General features: G+C 58.6%; 16 protein-coding genes, 3 tRNA genes and 1 pseudogene. 13 read left to right on the plus strand and 7 right to left on the minus strand.

Features of this window, described 5'->3' with window-relative positions:
* Nucleotides 1-10: 10 nt before the first annotated feature.
* The 4 genes from folD to AAE514_RS00600 all read right to left on the minus strand — a co-directional run bounded on the left by folD (nt 11) and on the right by AAE514_RS00600 (nt 1,371).
* On the minus strand, nt 11-862 hold the full coding sequence (folD, locus tag AAE514_RS00585; protein WP_347329537.1) for a bifunctional methylenetetrahydrofolate dehydrogenase/methenyltetrahydrofolate cyclohydrolase FolD: 852 nt from the start codon (nt 860-862) through the stop codon (nt 11-13).
* 120 nt (nt 863-982) lie between these two features.
* Nucleotides 983-1,058: transfer RNA gene (locus AAE514_RS00590), tRNA-His, on the minus strand.
* A gap of 134 nt (nt 1,059-1,192) precedes the next feature.
* Nucleotides 1,193-1,269: transfer RNA gene (locus AAE514_RS00595), tRNA-Arg, on the minus strand.
* A 25-nt stretch (nt 1,270-1,294) separates the two neighbouring features.
* A tRNA-Pro gene (locus AAE514_RS00600) sits at nt 1,295-1,371 on the minus strand.
* A 150-nt stretch (nt 1,372-1,521) separates the two neighbouring features.
* Between AAE514_RS00600 and AAE514_RS00605 the strand changes: the two genes are divergently transcribed.
* The 7 genes from AAE514_RS00605 to AAE514_RS00635 all read left to right on the plus strand — a co-directional run bounded on the left by AAE514_RS00605 (nt 1,522) and on the right by AAE514_RS00635 (nt 7,318).
* A complete protein-coding gene (locus AAE514_RS00605) occupies nt 1,522-2,040 on the plus strand; it encodes a flavin reductase family protein (RefSeq protein WP_347329538.1) in 519 nt (172 codons plus the stop codon).
* Nucleotides 2,041-2,530: 490 nt separating this feature from the next.
* Entirely contained in the window at nt 2,531-3,550 is a 1,020-nt protein-coding gene (locus tag AAE514_RS00610) for an NAD(P)H-dependent glycerol-3-phosphate dehydrogenase (protein ID WP_347329539.1), read from the plus strand.
* The gene (locus AAE514_RS00615; protein ID WP_347329540.1) at nt 3,550-3,951 is read left to right on the plus strand and encodes a DUF4389 domain-containing protein; all 402 of its coding nucleotides are present in this window, start codon (nt 3,550-3,552) and stop codon (nt 3,949-3,951) included. The genes AAE514_RS00610 and AAE514_RS00615 overlap by 1 nt, the downstream gene beginning before the upstream one ends.
* A gap of 9 nt (nt 3,952-3,960) precedes the next feature.
* Complete coding sequence (gene sixA / locus AAE514_RS00620) at nt 3,961-4,428, plus strand: phosphohistidine phosphatase SixA (RefSeq protein ID WP_347329541.1); 468 nt, start codon at nt 3,961-3,963, stop codon at nt 4,426-4,428.
* Nucleotides 4,429-4,500: 72 nt separating this feature from the next.
* A complete protein-coding gene (locus AAE514_RS00625; protein ID WP_347329542.1) occupies nt 4,501-5,364 on the plus strand; it encodes a substrate-binding periplasmic protein in 864 nt (287 codons plus the stop codon).
* Complete coding sequence (locus tag AAE514_RS00630) at nt 5,361-6,230, plus strand: alpha/beta fold hydrolase (RefSeq protein WP_347329543.1); 870 nt, start codon at nt 5,361-5,363, stop codon at nt 6,228-6,230. The genes AAE514_RS00625 and AAE514_RS00630 overlap by 4 nt, the downstream gene beginning before the upstream one ends.
* 188 nt (nt 6,231-6,418) lie before the next feature.
* A complete protein-coding gene (locus AAE514_RS00635) occupies nt 6,419-7,318 on the plus strand; it encodes a DUF4892 domain-containing protein (RefSeq protein WP_347329544.1) in 900 nt (299 codons plus the stop codon).
* Here AAE514_RS00635 and folE read toward each other — a convergent pair.
* Nucleotides 7,315-7,857: pseudogene (gene folE, locus AAE514_RS00640) on the minus strand (GTP cyclohydrolase I FolE); the annotation flags it as partial. The gene AAE514_RS00635 and the pseudogene folE overlap by 4 nt on opposite strands.
* Before the next feature lie 273 nt (nt 7,858-8,130).
* Between folE and prmB the strand changes: the two are divergent.
* The 3 genes from prmB (at nt 8,131) to AAE514_RS00655 (ending at nt 11,075) form a co-directional block, all read left to right on the plus strand.
* Nucleotides 8,131-9,048: a 50S ribosomal protein L3 N(5)-glutamine methyltransferase gene (gene prmB / locus AAE514_RS00645; protein WP_347329546.1), complete on the plus strand. Its 918-nt coding sequence runs from the start codon at nt 8,131-8,133 to the stop codon at nt 9,046-9,048.
* Nucleotides 9,049-9,093: 45 nt separating this feature from the next.
* Nucleotides 9,094-10,191 (plus strand): chorismate synthase, encoded by a 1,098-nt coding sequence (aroC, locus tag AAE514_RS00650; RefSeq protein WP_347329547.1) that lies wholly within the window; start codon nt 9,094-9,096, stop codon nt 10,189-10,191.
* Nucleotides 10,192-10,295: 104 nt separating this feature from the next.
* The gene (locus tag AAE514_RS00655) at nt 10,296-11,075 is read left to right on the plus strand and encodes an amidohydrolase (protein ID WP_347329548.1); all 780 of its coding nucleotides are present in this window, start codon (nt 10,296-10,298) and stop codon (nt 11,073-11,075) included.
* Nucleotides 11,076-11,120: 45 nt separating this feature from the next.
* Here AAE514_RS00655 and AAE514_RS00660 read toward each other — a convergent pair whose 3' ends face one another.
* Nucleotides 11,121-11,867, minus strand: a complete 747-nt coding sequence (locus AAE514_RS00660) for a TIGR04219 family outer membrane beta-barrel protein (protein ID WP_347329549.1) — start codon at nt 11,865-11,867, stop codon at nt 11,121-11,123.
* 114 nt (nt 11,868-11,981) lie between these two features.
* A complete protein-coding gene (locus AAE514_RS00665) occupies nt 11,982-12,848 on the minus strand; it encodes a LysR family transcriptional regulator (protein ID WP_347329550.1) in 867 nt (288 codons plus the stop codon).
* Between the two features lie 134 nt (nt 12,849-12,982).
* On the opposite strand from AAE514_RS00665, the gene leuC reads away from it, so the two are divergent.
* The 3 genes from leuC to leuB all read left to right on the plus strand — a co-directional run bounded on the left by leuC (nt 12,983) and on the right by leuB (nt 16,566).
* A complete protein-coding gene (gene leuC, locus AAE514_RS00670; RefSeq protein WP_347329551.1) occupies nt 12,983-14,419 on the plus strand; it encodes a 3-isopropylmalate dehydratase large subunit in 1,437 nt (478 codons plus the stop codon).
* Complete coding sequence (gene leuD / locus AAE514_RS00675; RefSeq protein ID WP_347329552.1) at nt 14,416-15,063, plus strand: 3-isopropylmalate dehydratase small subunit; 648 nt, start codon at nt 14,416-14,418, stop codon at nt 15,061-15,063. The genes leuC and leuD overlap by 4 nt, the downstream gene beginning before the upstream one ends.
* Nucleotides 15,064-15,486: 423 nt before the next feature.
* Nucleotides 15,487-16,566: a 3-isopropylmalate dehydrogenase gene (leuB, locus tag AAE514_RS00680; protein ID WP_347329553.1), complete on the plus strand. Its 1,080-nt coding sequence runs from the start codon at nt 15,487-15,489 to the stop codon at nt 16,564-16,566.
* The last annotated feature ends 219 nt before the right edge of the window (nt 16,567-16,785 follow it).

A 16,785-nucleotide genomic window follows, 5' to 3' on the forward strand; every position in this document is an offset into this window, starting at 1 on the left:
AAGGGCGGGGTTACCCGCCGATGCTGCTCTCGGCCGAATCCACCGACTGATAAATGAGGGTGTTGATGGTCATGGGGCCCACACCGCCGGGTACCGGCGTATAGGCACTGACCCGGTCGGTCAGGGGCGCCAGTTCGATATCGCCCACTTTGTGTTCGGGGTGGTAGCCCGCGTCCACGACCACGGCGCCGTCTTTAATCCATTCGGCTTTGATGAACTCGGGGCGGCCCACGGCCCCCACTACGATATCGGCTTGGCCGATAATCTCCGGCAGGTTTTTGGTGCGGGAGTGGCAAATGGTGACCGTGGCGTTGGCATTTAGCAGCATCATGGCCATGGGTTTGCCCAGAATCGGGCTGCGTCCGACCACTACCGCGTGTTTGCCTTCCAGGGGGATTTCGTAGGCTTCAAGCAGGCGCATAATGCCCTTGGGTGTGGCGCAACCGTAGGCTTTCTCGCCCATGCTCATGCGCCCGAAGCCCAGGCAGGTGACGCCGTCCACATCCTTGGCCAGGCTGATGGCATCGAAGCAGCGGCGCTCGTCCACCTGTTCCGGGACCGGGTGCTGAAGGAGTATGCCGTGGACGTTGGGGTCATTGTTCAGTTCGTCAATTTTGGCGAGCAGTTCATCGGTGGTGGTGCTGGCCGGCATGTCGACCCGCAGGGATTCCATGCCGATGCGCTCGCAGGCGTTGCCTTTCATTTTGACGTAGGTGGCGGAGGCCGGGTCATCGCCCACCAAAAGGGTGGCGAGAATGGGGGTTCGGCCGCCACTGCGCGATTTCAGCTCGGAAACGCGCTGGGACAGTTCCTGTTCGGTTTTCTTGGCGAGGGCTTTACCATCAAGTAGCTGTGCGGGCATGGACCGAATTCCTCATGCAGACTGAAAAAGGGGCGCTATTGTCCCACAGTGCTCCGTTCAGGCAAAGACGAACCTGAGGGGCAGAAGACTTGGGGCAGGGGGGAGCAAAAAGCGGGGGAGTGGGGTGGCTGACGGGGATCGAACCCGCGACCACTGGAATCACAATCCAGGGCTCTACCAACTGAGCTACAGCCACCATTGCAGTGCGTTTTTCAGGGCGCGTACTCTACCGAAACCGGCGGAGTGAATCCAGCCCTTTTTTGCTCGCGTGAGAAGCGACGGTTCTGCTCGAGCTTCTCGCCAGACGTTGCCCCCGAGGAGAGGCCCACATGGCGCGCCCGGCAGGACTTGAACCTGCGGCCACCCGCTTAGAAGGCGGGTGCTCTATCCAGCTGAGCTACGGGCGCATGGCTGGGAAGTCTCGCAGGCGAGTGGTCGGAGTGGAGGGATTCGAACCCCCGACATTCTGCTCCCAAAGCAGACGCGCTACCAGGCTGCGCTACACTCCGCCGTACATCAGACGCCGTCCATTCGCGAGGTGCGCATAATACCCATGGTGTAGGGCTCCGTCAACGGGAATTTGGGTTCGAATCCCGCGAGTACTTGTGTCCACCTCGGTGGCTCGTCAGAATAGCCGCTCTGTAGGAAGAGGAGTCAACATGCAAGAAACACCAAAGCACCAGGGCGAAGATTTGAGCACCGCCATGAAGCTGGGCATGCGCCGGCTGGCTTCGGGGGTGTCGGTTCTGTCTACGCGCACCGACAGTGGGGAGCGATTTGCCATGACCGTTTCCTCGGTCACTTCGGTTTCGGATGACCCCGCCTCGCTGCTGGTGTGTGTGAATAGACAGCTCGCCCTCGAAGGGCATCTCTCTACCCTGGGCACGCCCTTTGCTATCAACATCTTGGCCTCGGATCAGCGGGACATCTCCAACTTGTGCGCCGGCTTTCTCGGGGACGAGCCTCGTTTCAGTTTGGGTGATTGGCGTCAGGGGCGGGATTCTGTGCCCTATTTGGCCAACGCTCAGGCCACGTTTTTTTGTGAGTCGGACCAGGTGACCACCTATGGCACCCATCACATTGTGATCGCTCGTATTGTGGAAGTGGTTCTGGGAGAGCTTAAGGTCGACCCGCTCGTGTATGTGGATGGCGGCTACGCCTCACTAAGTAGAGATTGACGACAGGTGTATCCTAAACACGGAGACGCTGTTTGAGGGGATGGGCGCCACTTTCAGGGGCGTTTTTGGGTGACGGGCGCTTTCCTCGCGCTCTATTCTAGCCTTGCAATGTGAAAGTTTTGTGGCTACGGGAGTTTTGCGGTTAAGGTTCACTAACTGGTTTATGCACATTGCCAGTGCGAGAACTGTCAACCCCTTCGACAATCCCTGGGTAAAAGCCTTTTATTCATGTTGACAAACGTAAGTTGTTGAAAAATAACGGAAAAATTAGCTAGGTTAAAATTTGGACAATCTGTGCAGTGGTCAGAGTTGATGCGGCCTTGGGGGAGTTTCCCAAAAACTATCCACTAAGTTATCCACAGAAAATGTGGACAATGGAGTTGTGAATTTTTTGTGTCGGAAAGCGGCCGTGGCGGTGGTCATCACTTGCTCGCCCCAGGGAGGCTACACTTAGGCCTTGAATTGAGAAATGCAGGACGGATGTAATTCTATGACAGAACTTTTGACGGTGACCGTACTTGGTGGCGGCAGCTTCGGAACGGCAATCGCCAATATTGTGGCCGATAATGGCCATCGGACTTATCTGTGGATGCGGGATCCCGCCAGCGCGGCCGAGACTCAGAGCGGTCGGGAGAACAAGCGTTACCTTCCCGGCCACCGTCTGGCCGATGGATTGGAGGTCACGGCCGAGTTGGAGCGGGCGGTAAGCCGGAGTGATCTGGTGTTCGTATCGATTCCCAGCCACTCTTTTCGTGCCGTTACCGGACAAATAGCGCCCCTGCTTCGTGCTGATGCTATGGTGGTGAGCACGGCCAAGGGGATTGAGCCGGAAGGCTTTACGCTGATGAGCCAAATTCTGGAGCAGGAGCTGCCCAAGCATGCTATCGGGGTGCTGAGCGGCCCCAACTTTGCCAAGGAGGTGGTGGCCAAACAGCAGACCGGCACAGTGGTGGCCAGTGACGATGAGACGCTGATAAAGCGGGTTCAGGAGTGCTTGCGCTCGGAGACGTTTCGTGTGTACGCCAACCCGGACCGCTATGGCGTTGAACTGGGCGGGGCGCTTAAGAATATTTATGCGATCATTTGCGGTATGGCCGCCGCTCTGGGGGCGGGCCAGAACACCCAGGCGATGTTGCTCACCCGAAGCTTGGCCGAAATGGGGCGCTTTGCCGCGGCCATGGGCGCCAACCCCATGACCTTTTTAGGGTTGGCGGGGGTCGGGGACCTGATTCTGACCTGTACCTCTGACTTGAGCCGCAACTACCGGGTAGGCTATGCCCTGGGCGAAGGCAAACCGCTCGAGGAAATTATCGAGGGGTTGGGTCAGGTGGCCGAAGGGGTGAATACCCTCCGTCAGGTCAAACAGAAAGCGGATGAGCTCGGTGTCTATATGCCTCTGGTCACCGGGCTGTATGCAGTACTGTTCGAAGAAGAGGCGATTGCCGATGTCGCTCGCAAGCTGATGTTGGGCGAGCAAAACCACGATGTCGAATATATGGGAGGGGACTGATGGACACCGAATCTTTGAAAACCAATATCACCTCGGGGGAGCACTGGCTCCGCCTGGTGTATATGCTGTTATTTGCGGTCCTGGTGCATGTGGCCAGCTTTGTGATGGGAGTGATTATCGTTCTTCAGTTTTTGTTTGCGCTACTGAGTGGTAGTGCCAATAAGAACCTGCGTGACTTTGGCGAATCACTGGCGCTTTATATCTACCGGGTTCTGCAGTTTCTGACCTATGTCCGGGAAGAGAAACCGTTTCCCTTCAGCGACTGGCCGGAACCTGAGCCTGAACCCGTACCTCCCAAAAGCCGTCCTCGCCGCAAAACCACGGCCAAAGCCAAGGCCGTTAAAAAGACGCCCAAGGCTGCCCCTGAGAGGACTGACAAGGACGATACCCAACCGTTGTAAGGTGGTGTTATGAAAACGCTGTTCATTATGCGGCACGGCCAGGCAGAACCCCGCGCGGCGAGCGATTCCGAGCGAACATTGACGCAGCGCGGCGAGGCGGATGTGCACCAAATGATCACTTCCCTGACCGATGAGCTGGTCGGGTTGGAGCATGTTTGGACTAGCCCCTATCGGCGAGCCCGGCAAACAGCGGCCATCGTCAACGAGGTGCTTGATCGCGGCGCTGAACCTGTGCTCACGGACCTGCTGGTTCCGGAGGCGGGAGTGGAGCCACTATGTGAGCAAATTCAAACTTGCCAGGAGTCTTCGCTGATGTTGGTCAGTCACATGCCGCTGGTCGGCGAGTTGCTCCATTATCTGACCGGCGCCGAGCCGGGTCGCTACAGTATGGGAACGAGCTCCGTGGCCTGTGTGGCGGTAGATGTGGTCGCTGCCGGCCTTGGGCAGTTGCGTTGGCTGCACCACCGGGAGGGGTGAGTGCTCTCCCCTGGCGCCTTATCCCGCCGTTGTGCAAGGTGGGGCCTCCGAGGGGGTGGCCTTGGGCTGCTTTTGCTGGTGGCCTCTGGGCCGCTATTGTCCGCGCAAGAGCCGGCGCTGGTCCGTTACCTAGAGGATAGAGAAGAGCGGGAGCAACGAAACGACTATTTTGTCGATCTGCTGCGCCTGGCGCTCACTAAAACCGAAGCTGAATTCGGGCCATTCCGTCTGCAGCCCGTGTATAAAAAAGTACCCCAGGGGCGTTTGTTGCGCATGCTATCCGCCGACGAAACGGTCGATGTGCTTTGGAGTATGACCAGCCGCTCTCGGGAAGAGCACTTACGGCCGGTTCGAATTCCGTTGGGGCGAGGCTTTATCGGTTATCGTTTGTTGGTGATACGCTCAGAAGACCGGGAGGAGTTCGCCGCGATAGAATCCATTGAGCAGCTAGCGGAGAAAGTGGCGGGCCAGGGTTCCAGTTGGCCGGATACGACCATTCTTCGGCACAACGGTTTGCCGGTTACTACCAGTGGTTATGAGTCGTTGTTTACCATGTTGCGACACGGTCGAGTTGATTACATACCCCGAGCATTGAATGAACCCTGGGCGGAGCTGGCCTTACGGCCAGAGCTTGGGCTGGTGGTTGAGCCGACCTTGGTGCTACATTACCCCGCCGCCAATTATTTTTTTGTGGGCCGCCACAACCAAGCCCTGGCGCAGCGTCTGAAACGCGGTTTGGAGCTGGCGCTGGCGGATGGCAGCTTTGAGCAGTTGTTTTTTAACCACCCCAGTCACCAGGTGATGTTTTCCAAGGGGCGTTTTGACCAGCGAAAGGTCCTTAGCCTGGAAAACCCGCTCCTGCCCGACTCAGTGCCGTTACAGCGTGAAGCACTGTGGTGGAAGCCCAAGACAATGACCGAGTCGGAGAGTCAATGAAGCGGGAGCATCGGTTTGATCTGAATGGGGTGTCGTTGAGTGCCCAGGCGTGGGGAGATGTCAACGCGCCTCCTGTATTGGCATTGCATGGTTGGCTGGACAACAGCGCCAGTTTTGAGGCGTTGGCCGAGCAGCTCGGCAACGTGCATTTGGTGGCGTTGGATCTGGCCGGCCACGGCCGTAGCGATCACCGCCCCGGTGGAGGCCCATACGCCATATGGGAAGATGTGGGCGATGTGTTCGCCGTAGCGGACCAGTTGGGCTGGTCGTCATTCAGCCTGTTGGGGCACTCCCGCGGGGGTATCATTGGAATGTTAGCGGCGGGAACTTTTCCCGAACGTATTCAAGCGCTTGGCCTGGTGGAGTCATTGTGGCCGGAAGTGCATCAACCCGGCGATGCGCCCCGGCAGCTGGCCCGCGCCATTTTGGAGAGCCAGACTTCAAGGCGAAAAACGCTAACGGTGTATCAGGATATGGATCGGGCCATACGAGCGCGGGAGCGGGGCATGTTTCCGCTCAGCCACCGGGCGGCCCGAGCGCTGACCGAGCGCGGTCTCAAACCCGTTGAGGGAGGTTATTCCTGGAGCACCGATCCGCGTCTGATGCTGCCTTCCTTCGTGAAGTTGACCGAGGCCCACCTGGCAGCGTTTTTGGAACGCTCCACGGCGCCGATGTGTCTGATACTCGGGCACTCCGGTATTCCGAAGCTGTTTGAACATTACCGCGATGCCTTGCGGCGGTTTCCCGAGCGCTTGCAGTGGCTGGAAATGCCGGGAGGGCACCATTTGCATATGGAAGAGCAGGCACCGGCGGTGGCCGCCTGTTTACAGCGATTTTTTGCCGGCGAGGCGCTCAGCGCGAAGTAGTCGATAGCATTGGAGAGGTTTTGAACGCACGCATGAGCCCGGTTTCCCGAATGTTTCAGAAAATGATGGCGGTTACTCTCACGCTCAAGTCTTTTGCTGCTCCGCTCAGGGCTGTTTTTACCCCGCTCAAGGCTGTCTTTATCTCGCTCAGGGCTGTTTTTTCCCCGCTCAGGGCTGCTCCAATACTAATGCTTGGGTTGGTGCCGCTGGCGTGGGGGCAGGGGTCGGTTCAGCCGCCGAGCTTTTTGGGGCTTAAGGACTTTCCCGAAGCGCGGGCCGTGGTCCGCGAATATCACCCCGATAGCACTTATGTGCTGGCGCTCTCCACCTACAAAAAAGTGGGGGGCACCTGGTCGGCGGAGCGCGAGCAGCGGGTGGCGGGCGATGTGAGTCGCCGCACGGTGGAGCTGGCGGAAGGTTACAGTGCGCGTGAAGGCTTTGAATTTTATCGCAAGCAACTGGCCTCGTTCGCGCTGCGTGAGCTGTTTGCCTGTGAGCAGCGTGAGTGCGGGGGCAGTATCAACTGGGCCAACAACCACTTCAATGTTATTCAGTTATACGGGATGGATCAGCACCAATACTACGGTGTGTACGAGGTGGCTCAGAGCGGTAGAGTTTTTTACGCGACCCTCTACGCCGTGCGCCGCGGTAACGGGCGAGTTTATATCCAGTTGGACCTAGTGCGAACGCCCGAAGACAGCAGCCAAACGCTGGCCCTGGACCCGGCCATCTTCCGCCACAACTTGCAGCAAGCGCATTTTTTCGTGTTACCCGGCCTTGAGGTGACGGGCAGTGAGGACGAGTGGGAAGTGAGTGTCTCCAGCAGCGCCATTGAAGCGCTCGCGGCCCTGTTGCGGCAGGAAAAACACTGGCGCATTGCCCTTGTGGGCCATGATTATGGGGCGGGAACGCTGGAGGAGCAAAAAGCCCACTCTCTGGCTTATGCCAAGAAAGTTCGCCAGACGCTCAAGGAAAAAGGCATTGATGAGGAGCGCGTTTCGGTCTACGGCCTTGGAGGCCTGGCGCCCGCCGGCCGGGGCGAGCGCAACGCGCGGGTGGAGGTGGTACGTTTAGCCCAGGACGATTAGCGCAAGAGCGACAGGAACTCGGTCCGCGTGGCTTGGTTGCTGCGGAAGCTGCCTAGCATGGCGGAGGTTTTCATCAGAGAGTTCTGCTTTTCCACGCCGCGCATCATCATGCACATATGCTGGGCCTCAATAATCACCCCAACACCGGAGGCGCCGGTGATGTTCTGAACGGACTCGGCAATCTGCAGTGTCAGTTGTTCCTGGATTTGCAGCCGGCGCGCGTACATGTCGACAATACGCGCGATCTTGGACAGCCCCAGTACGTGGCCGGTGGGAATGTAGGCGACGTGCGCTTTACCGATGAAAGGCAATAGGTGGTGTTCGCACAGCGAGTATAGCTCGATGTCCTTGACCATAATCATTTCGCTGGAGTCGGACGGGAAGAGGGCGCCGTTGACCACATCCTCAAGGCTTTGATCGTAGCCCTTGGTCAGAAACTGGAAGGCCTTGGAGGCCCGCTCGGGGGTGTCGGCCAGCCCCGGGCGTGTCAGATCTTCGCCGATGCCTTCGATGATCCGGGCAAAATGTTCTTTCATGGTGTTGTCCTCAACCCTGGTAAGGGGCCTGCAAGCCTTTTTAGAGGGCGGTTACCCTACGACAAGCAGCCGGTTTGGTAAAGCTTTTTTACGCCACGGTGAGCCCCTTGGATCATGCCACGGCAGCGCTCAACTTCGCTGGCGGGGGCGGTCAGCACGCCGGGTGCGGCCTCCAGAGCGTGCCCGCATTAGGGCTCAATTGAATACGGAAGTAACACACCCAGCGGCGAGAACCGTTACAATAGCGCTTTTGAACGACGTAAAAGGACCAACTGAGTGCAGTCTTCGCAGGAACCGCCCGAGTGGGCACCGTTGACCTCTATCCTTGATTTTATTCGCTGGGGGGCCAGCCGTTTTTCCGCTGAAGGCCTCCACTTCGGGCACGGCACCGATAACGCTTGGGACGAATCCGTCCAACTGGTACTTCATGCGCTTCACCTCCCGGTTCATGGGAGCCGACAGGAATGGCTTCATGCCAAGCTCACCGAGCCCGAACGGCAGGCGGTGGCGAAGCTGCTGCAACGGCGTATCACCGAGCGCGTGCCCGCCGCCTACCTCACGCGAGAGGCTTGGTTTTGTGGTTTGCGCTTTTATGTGGACGAGCGGGTACTGGTACCACGCTCCCCAATTGCCGAGCTCATTGAAGTGGGGTTCCAGCCCTGGATGGAAGGGGAGCCGGAGCACATACTCGACCTCTGCACCGGCAGCGGGTGCATCGGCATTGCGTGCGCCTACGCCTTTGCCGAAGCCCATATCGACCTTAGCGACCTTTCCCGGGACGCCCTTGAGGTGGCTCGACGCAATGTCCGGGAGCACCACCTGCTGGATCGCGTGGCGGCCTTCGAGTCGGACCTGTTTTCCGGGTTGTCGGGTCGTCGCTATGACCTGATCGTGAGTAATCCGCCCTATGTAGACGCCGATGATTTGGCGAGCATGCCCCCCGAGTACCACGCCGAGCCCGAGTTGGGCCTCGGCTCCGGCAGCGATGGGCTTGCGTTCACCCGTCGGCTGTTGGCCCAAGCCAAAGACCATTTGACCGAAGAGGGGGTGCTGGTGGTCGAGGTAGGCAACTCCCAGACCGCCCTCGAACAGGCCTTTCCCCAACTGCCGTTTACCTGGGTTGAATTTGAGCGAGGCGGGCACGGGGTTTTTGTCTTGACGGCGAGGGCGCTCGCCGCCTTTTCTGAGGTATAATCCACGCTAATCGCGTATTGGCACTAGAGAATTTCGGAACCGACTATGTCCGGCAACAGTTTTGGCAAGCTTTTTACTTTGACCACCTTTGGCGAAAGCCACGGCCCGGCTCTGGGAGCCGTGGTCGATGGTTGCCCCCCGGGGTTGGCGCTATCAGAGGAAGACCTCCAGCTCGACCTGGACCGGCGCAAACCGGGTACTTCCCGTTACACCACCCAACGCCGGGAGGCGGACCAGGTGCGCATTCTCTCCGGTGTGTTTGAGGGGAAAACCACGGGCACGCCCATCGGTCTACTGATTGAAAACACCGACCAACGCTCAAAGGACTACTCCAAGATTAAGGATCAGTTCCGTCCAGCCCACGCGGACTACACCTACCAACACAAGTACGGTATTCGCGATTATCGCGGCGGCGGCCGCTCCTCGGCGCGCGAGACGGCCATGCGAGTGGCGGCGGGGGCCATTGCCAAAAAGTATCTACGCGAGCGCTTTGGTATTGAAGTGCGCGGCTACCTGTCTCAGTTGGGCCCAATTGAGATTGAAAAAGTCGATTGGGATCAAATCGCCGAGAATCCCTTCTTTTGTCCGGATGCGGACAAGGTGCCCGAGATGGAAACCTACATGCAGGCGTTGGCGAAAGAGGGCAACTCCGTCGGGGCGCGTATTACTGTTGTGGCCAGCGGCGTCAAGCCGGGGTTGGGCGAGCCGATCTTCGACCGACTGGACGCGGACATTGCCCACGGGCTGATGAGTATCAATGCGGTGAAAGGCGTGGAAATCGGGGCCGGCTTTGCCTCGGTGGCGCAGAAGGGCACCGAGCATCGGGATGAAATGACCCCTGAAGGCTTTTTGTCCAATAATGCTGGCGGGGTGCTCGGCGGCATTTCCTCGGGACAGGACATCATCGCGCACTTGGCGTTGAAGCCGACGTCCAGTTTGCGTGTGCCCGGGCGGGGCATCGATAGGCACGGTCAGCCCACGGAAGTGGTAACCACGGGGCGGCACGACCCCTGTGTGGGCATTCGCGCAACCCCGATTGCCGAAGCCATGCTGGCGCTGGTGCTAATGGACCACTGCTTGCGCCACCGCGGGCAGAATGCCGATGTTCACACCGAGACGCCCGTTATACCCGCGAGCCCCTGAAAACCTTCCGCATAGCTTGTGACTCTGGCATGCTGGGCCAATAGGCCCGGCGGCCCCCGTTCTCATGATTACCGGGCACTGTTCTGATTTCAGGAGCGCCTGTCATGCAAGACCTTAAACTGTCGCTGATACAAACCTTTATCACCCCCGATGACCCCGAGCTCAACCTGGCGGCCTACGAGCCTTTGCTGCGTCGGGCGCGGGGCAGTGATCTGGTGGTGTTGCCCGAGGTTTTTACCACTGGCTTCAGTGCCTCGGCGCGCAATCATGCCGAAGTAGTGGGCGGCCGTGCCTACGAATGGCTGGCCCGTTGGGCGCGCGAGCTCGATGCGGTGGTGACCGGCTCGGTTGTGGTACGTCACGGTGAGCAGTACAGTAATCGGTTGATCTGGATGAAACCCTCAGGCGATTACCTCCAGTACGACAAGCGCCACCTGTTTCGAATGGCGGGGGAGCATAAACGGTATGTCGGGAGCAGTGAGCGCCTTATTGTAGAGCTCAAGGGCTGGCGAATTCTCCCCATGATTTGCTACGACTTGCGCTTTCCGGTGTGGAGTCGGAACCGCAACGACTACGATATGGCGCTGTATGTGGCCAACTGGCCCGCGGCGCGCTCGCTTCATTGGCGGCGGCTGTTACAGGCTCGCGCGATCGAGAACCTCAGCTATGTGGTAGGGGTAAATCGTATCGGAGAGGATGAAAAATCCCAAAAGTATTCAGGGGATAGCGGCATTTACGGGCCGGATGGGGAAACGGTGCTGGACCTGGAAGATCGGAACGGTTGCTTTACCGAGACGGTGAGTGCCGAGCGGCTGGTGAACTACCGCGAGTCCTTTCCCGCCCACTTGGACGCGGATGATTTCACCCTCCATTTGCGCCGATAACCGGCCCGCTGCACAGCAGGGGCCGATAATGGTAATCCGCGTCGCTTAGAAGTGCAGATTTACGGCCGCATAAGGGCCTTTCAGTTCTACATCCGCCGTAACGTCTTCATTGATTTCCAGGTTCATCTGCCGGTAGCCCAGCTCAACGCCCAGATCCAATACAGAGTCCACAAAATTGTAGCTGACGTTGACACTCAGGTCGGTCAGGCTGTCGTCGTCGTAGTTGACCACGTTGCCTTGCGCGCCCACGGAGAAGCCGGTCAGCGGCAGGTCAAATTGTGCCTTGCCGTAGGCCATCGGCAGTGTCTCATCCAGAGTGACGTTTTGTTCGTTGATTAAACCGTTGGCTGTCCCCTCTGCATAAACGTGACCGTCAAACTGGCGAAAGGTCAGGCCGAGATCGAGGTTTACCCAGTTATCGAGCAGCTCGTAGTACAGGGTGTAGTCGATATGCGTCAGGTCGACATCAGACTCTACATCGCCGGGGACAAAGGTCTCGCCGTCAAGGGTGAAAGTGTCGGTAACAGTGGCTGACTGCTGACTGCTCAGGTCCGTGTATTGAATGCGGCCGTTGGGAATCAGGGGAACCGGGTGCTCGAACGCGACATAGACATAGTTGTTGTCGCTTTCTTTCAAGCCGAGCTCATTGACGCCAATGTCGTTGTCGGCATCACCCAGTTGGCCAGAGTAGTCACTTTGCCACTGCCCGGCGCCAGCGTAGACACCGAGGAAGTCCGCGGAGGCGAAAGGAGCGGCCACGATCAGACCGCTCGCGAGTAACACTTTTTTCATAACATTTTCCCATGGTTGGTCGGGTGAATGGATTGTGTTGTATTTTAGCAGAGGTATCCGTGGAAAGTACGACGGAATCGGCCTTGGAAGGTTCCGATTTGCGTGGTTTTGGCGTTAACCTTTGAGCAATTGTAGAAAAACGCGCGCTGCGTTGTTCAGGCTGCGCTGACGGTGATGAATCGCCCCCAGGTTTCGGGTGATCATGGGTTGCTCGGTGGTGAGCACCTGCACCTGGCCGTCGCCCAGCAAAGTTTGCGGCAGCACCCCCCATCCCAGGCCGATTGAGACCATCATTTTTAGAGTATCCAAGTGGTTGGTCACCATACCCACCGATAGTGGCAAGCCGCGCTCGCTGAATAATGCCTGAATCAGACCGGTGGTATAGGTATTGGTGTCGGGCAAAATGGCCTGCCAGGGGCTCAGGTCTTCCAGGGTAACGGTGTCGTGTGCGGCCAGTGGGTGGTTGTGGGCCGCGGCGAAGTAAAGGTGGTCACGCCAAATCACCTCCTCGGTCATTCGCGGATCGGGTTCCGGTGCCAGAGTGACAATGCCCAGATCAAAACGGCCTTGAAGCACCTCCTCATAGGCTTGCTCGGAGTCGAGAAAGTGCAAGTCCAACTTCACGTCGGGATAACGCTCGGTGAAATGTCGCAACGTCGGTGGCAGCCGGTGCAGGCCGATATGGTGGCTGGTGGCAATGCTGAGCCGCCCCCGGACCTCGCCACGCAAGTCGGTAATGGCCCGTTCGGCGTCGGCCACTTCCTGAAGAATGCGCTTGGCATTGGGCAGGAGGGAGAGGCCGGCGTGAGTGAGGCTGATCTGACGGCCCACCCGGTCAAATAGCGGGCTGTCGAGCTGCTGCTCGAGAGTGGCAATGCGCTTGCTGACGGCCGGTTGGGTCAGGTGCAGCCGCTGCCCGGCGGCGGAAAAAGAGCCGGTTTCCGCCACGGCCACAAAGGCCTGTAGGTGTTGAGTATCCATGGGGCACAAGTCTATCCATTCCATAATGGAATGCAATAGATAAAAATTATAAATTTGTTTTATTGGTGGGTCGCCCTTAAAATAGCCCCACTAAAGCAATTTAAACAGCAACTGTGATTTGGAATCGAGCGGCTATGAGTGCGAGAACTCTTTACGACAAACTTTGGGATGCCCACCTCGTGCAAAAGCGCGACGACGGCTCCGCGTTGATCTATATCGATCGGCACATCATCCACGAAGTCACCTCGCCCCAGGCGTTCGAGGGACTGCGTCTGGCCGGTCGCAGGCCCTGGCGGGCGGATTCCATCCTGGCGACCCCGGACCATAACGTGCCCACCACCTTGAAAGAGCGGGCCTCCGGCGTCTCGGGCATTCAGGACCCGGTGTCGCTCATTCAGGTACAAACCCTGGACGACAACTGCGACGAATACGGCATTACCGAGTACAAGATCAATGACCAGCGCCAGGGCATTGTCCACGTTATCGGTCCCGAATCCGGTGCCAGCTTGCCGGGCATGACCATCGTCTGCGGCGACTCCCACACCGCCACCAACGGCGCTCTCGGGGCCTTGGCTCACGGGATCGGGACCAGCGAGGTCGAGCATGTCATGGCGACTCAGTGTCTGGTGGCCAAAAAAATGAAGAACATGCTGGTTCGCGTTGACGGTGAGCTTGGACCCGGCGTGACTTCAAAAGACGTGGTGTTGGCGATCATCGCCAAAATCGGTACGGCCGGCGGCACAGGTTACGCCATTGAGTTTGGCGGTGATGTCTTCCGAAACATGAGCATGGAAGGGCGTATGACCGTGTGCAACATGGCCATCGAAGCGGGCGCTCGCGCCGGTATGGTGGCCGTGGACCAGACCACCATCGACTATGTCGAAGGTCGTCCCTATGCCCCCAAGGGCGAAAACTGGGAAAAAGCCGTGGAAGCCTGGCGCGACCTCAAAAGCGACGAGGGCGCCCACTTTGACCGCGTCGTGGAAATGCGCGGTGAAGACATCAAACCGCAAGTCAGCTGGGGTACATCGCCTGAAATGGTCGTCTCCATTGACGACAACGTGCCGGACCCCGATGCCGAACAGGACGCGGTCAAGCGCGAAAGCATGAAGCGGGCGCTTCAATACATGGGCTTGAGTGCCGGCCAGCCGATGCGCTCCATCCAGTTGGATCGAGTTTTTATCGGCTCCTGCACCAACTCCCGGATCGAAGACATCCGCGCCGCCGCCGCCGTGGTTCAAGGGCATCGCAAGGCCGACTCGGTCAAAGAAGCGATCGTGGTGCCGGGCTCCGGCTCGGTGAAAGCCCAGGCCGAGAAAGAAGGGCTGGACAAAATCTTCGTCGAGGCGGGCATCGAGTGGCGCGAACCGGGCTGCTCCATGTGCCTGGCCATGAATGCCGACAAACTCGGGGCAGGGGAGCACTGTGCCTCCACCTCCAACCGCAACTTTGAGGGGCGTCAGGGTTACGGCGGTCGCACCCACTTGGTTAGCCCGGCCATGGCGGCCGCGGCGGCCATCGCCGGCCACTTTGTCGATGTACGTGATATAACCGGAGGGCAAGCGGCATGAAATCCTTTACCAAAATAACCGGCATCGCCGCGCCCATGGACCGGGCGAACGTCGATACCGACATGATTATTCCCAAGCAGTTTTTGAAATCGATCAAGCGTACCGGTTTCGGCAAAAACTTGTTTGACGAACTGCGCTACCTGGACGAAGGCCAGCCGGATCAGGACTGCAGCGGCCGCCCGCTGAACCCGGATTTTCCGCTGAACTTCGAGCGTTACCGGGACGCGAAAGTGTTGCTCGCCCGTGAAAACTTCGGCTGCGGCTCCAGCCGCGAACACGCCCCCTGGGCGCTGGACGATTACGGTTTCCGCTGCATTATCGCGCCCAGTTTTGCGGAGATTTTCTACAACAACTGCTTCAAAAACGGATTGTTGCCGATTGTGTTGGATACCGACATCGTCGATCGCTTGTTCCAGGAAATGTACGCTCAGGAAGGCTATGAGCTGACTATCGACCTGGAGGCGCAAACCGTCACAACGCCCAAAGGTGAGACGTTTGAGTTCGAGATCGACGAATTCCGCAAGCATTGTTTGTTGAACGGTCTGGACGACATCGGTTTGACCTTGGAGCACGAAGACGCCATCAAAGCGTATGAAGCCCAACGCCGCCAAGAGGCACCCTGGTTATTTGACGGCCTTCGTTGAGCTTTCAGTTGGGTGGCGGCTGGGCGTCCGGTCCATGGAGGGCGTATACCCTTTCAAGACACGCCGTAAATACGTCCATGTAGGCTCGAATCGCGTGTCCCGCGCTCCACGGTCTTGAAAGGGTATACGCCCTCCACGGACCTCAGTGCCACACATTGCGCGCGTCATGTTGTTGAAACTTGATTGGGAAAGCAGTGGCTACAACTGATTAGCTTGAGGTGGCACGGAGGCTCTGGCAGGAGGAGTGGTTGCAAGACCGTGGAGCGCGGGACACGCGATTCGAGCCCCCAGGGATGGGTTTACGGCGTGTCTTGCAACCACTCCTCCTGCCAGAGCCGGAACTCAAATAAATGCTGAAATGGCGGTATCGAGAACAACCGCATGACACAACGACATACAAACAGTAATTTGGAGAACAAAGTTTTGGGAAAACAGATACTACTACTGCCCGGTGACGGCATCGGCCCCGAAATCGTCGCCGAAGCCAAAAAAGTCCTAGACCTAGTCAACGACAAATTCCAACTCGGCCTCAGCTTCGACGAAGACCTCATGGGCGGCTGCTCCATCGACAAACACGGCGTACCGCTGGCCGACCAAGCCCTCGAAAAAGCCCGCCAATCCGACGCCATACTGCTCGGCGCCGTCGGCGGCCCACAATGGGACAAACTCGACCGCGCCGTCCGCCCCGAAAAAGGCCTGCTCAAAATACGCTCCTCGCTGGAACTGTACGCCAACTTGCGCCCGGCCATGCTCTATCCGCAACTGGTCGAAGCCTCCAGCCTCAAACCCGACGTCGTCTCCGGACTCGACATCCTCATTGTGCGTGAGCTGACCGGCGGCATCTACTTCGGAGAGCCCCGCGGCATTCGCACCCTCGACAACGGTGAGCGAGAAGGCTTCAACACCTACAAATACAGCGAAAGCGAAATCGAACGCATCGGCCGCACCGCGTTCGAAATGGCCCGCAAGCGGAACAAAAAAGTCTGCTCGGTAGACAAAGCTAATGTACTGGAAGCCACCATGCTGTGGCGCGAAGTCATGGACCGCCTGGCACCGGAATATCCCGACGTCGAACTGACCCACATGTACGTCGACAACGCCGCCATGCAACTGGTCCGGGCGCCGAAACAATTCGACGTCATCGTCACTGGCAACATGTTCGGCGACATCCTCTCAGATGCCGCCGCCATGCTCACCGGCTCCATCGGCATGCTGCCCTCGGCCTCGCTCGACAAAAACGGCCGCGGCATGTACGAACCCTGCCACGGCTCCGCGCCGGACATCGCCGGGCAGGGCATCGCCAACCCGCTGGCAACGATACTGTCCGCCGCCATGATGTTGCGCTATTCTCTGTCCATGACAGAAGCCGCCGACACCATCGAAGCGGCCGTGGGCAAAGTGCTCGACCAAGGCCTGCGGACCGCGGACATCGTCACCGAAGGCAGCCGCAAGGTCTCCACCCAGGAAATGGGGGATGCCGTGGTTGAGGCGCTTAAAGGGTAAGTGGCGTTGTCGGGACCGGCATCGGCGGATGCCCCTTAGGTTCCGAAACGTCGGACCGATCCGCCCTACGGGGCAGTGTGGCACGGAGGGCTGAGGTGGGGTACAGCGTTCGAAGACTCTCTGAGGCATGGATGCCGATGAGAAGCCCCCAGGGACGGGTTCACGGCGGGTCTTCGAACGCTGTACCCCACCTCAGGCCGGACTAAAACAAGACCACAA

It is taken from the genome of Marinimicrobium locisalis (assembly GCF_039822625.1).
In the GTDB taxonomy this organism is placed as follows: domain Bacteria; phylum Pseudomonadota; class Gammaproteobacteria; order Pseudomonadales; family Cellvibrionaceae; genus Marinimicrobium; species Marinimicrobium locisalis.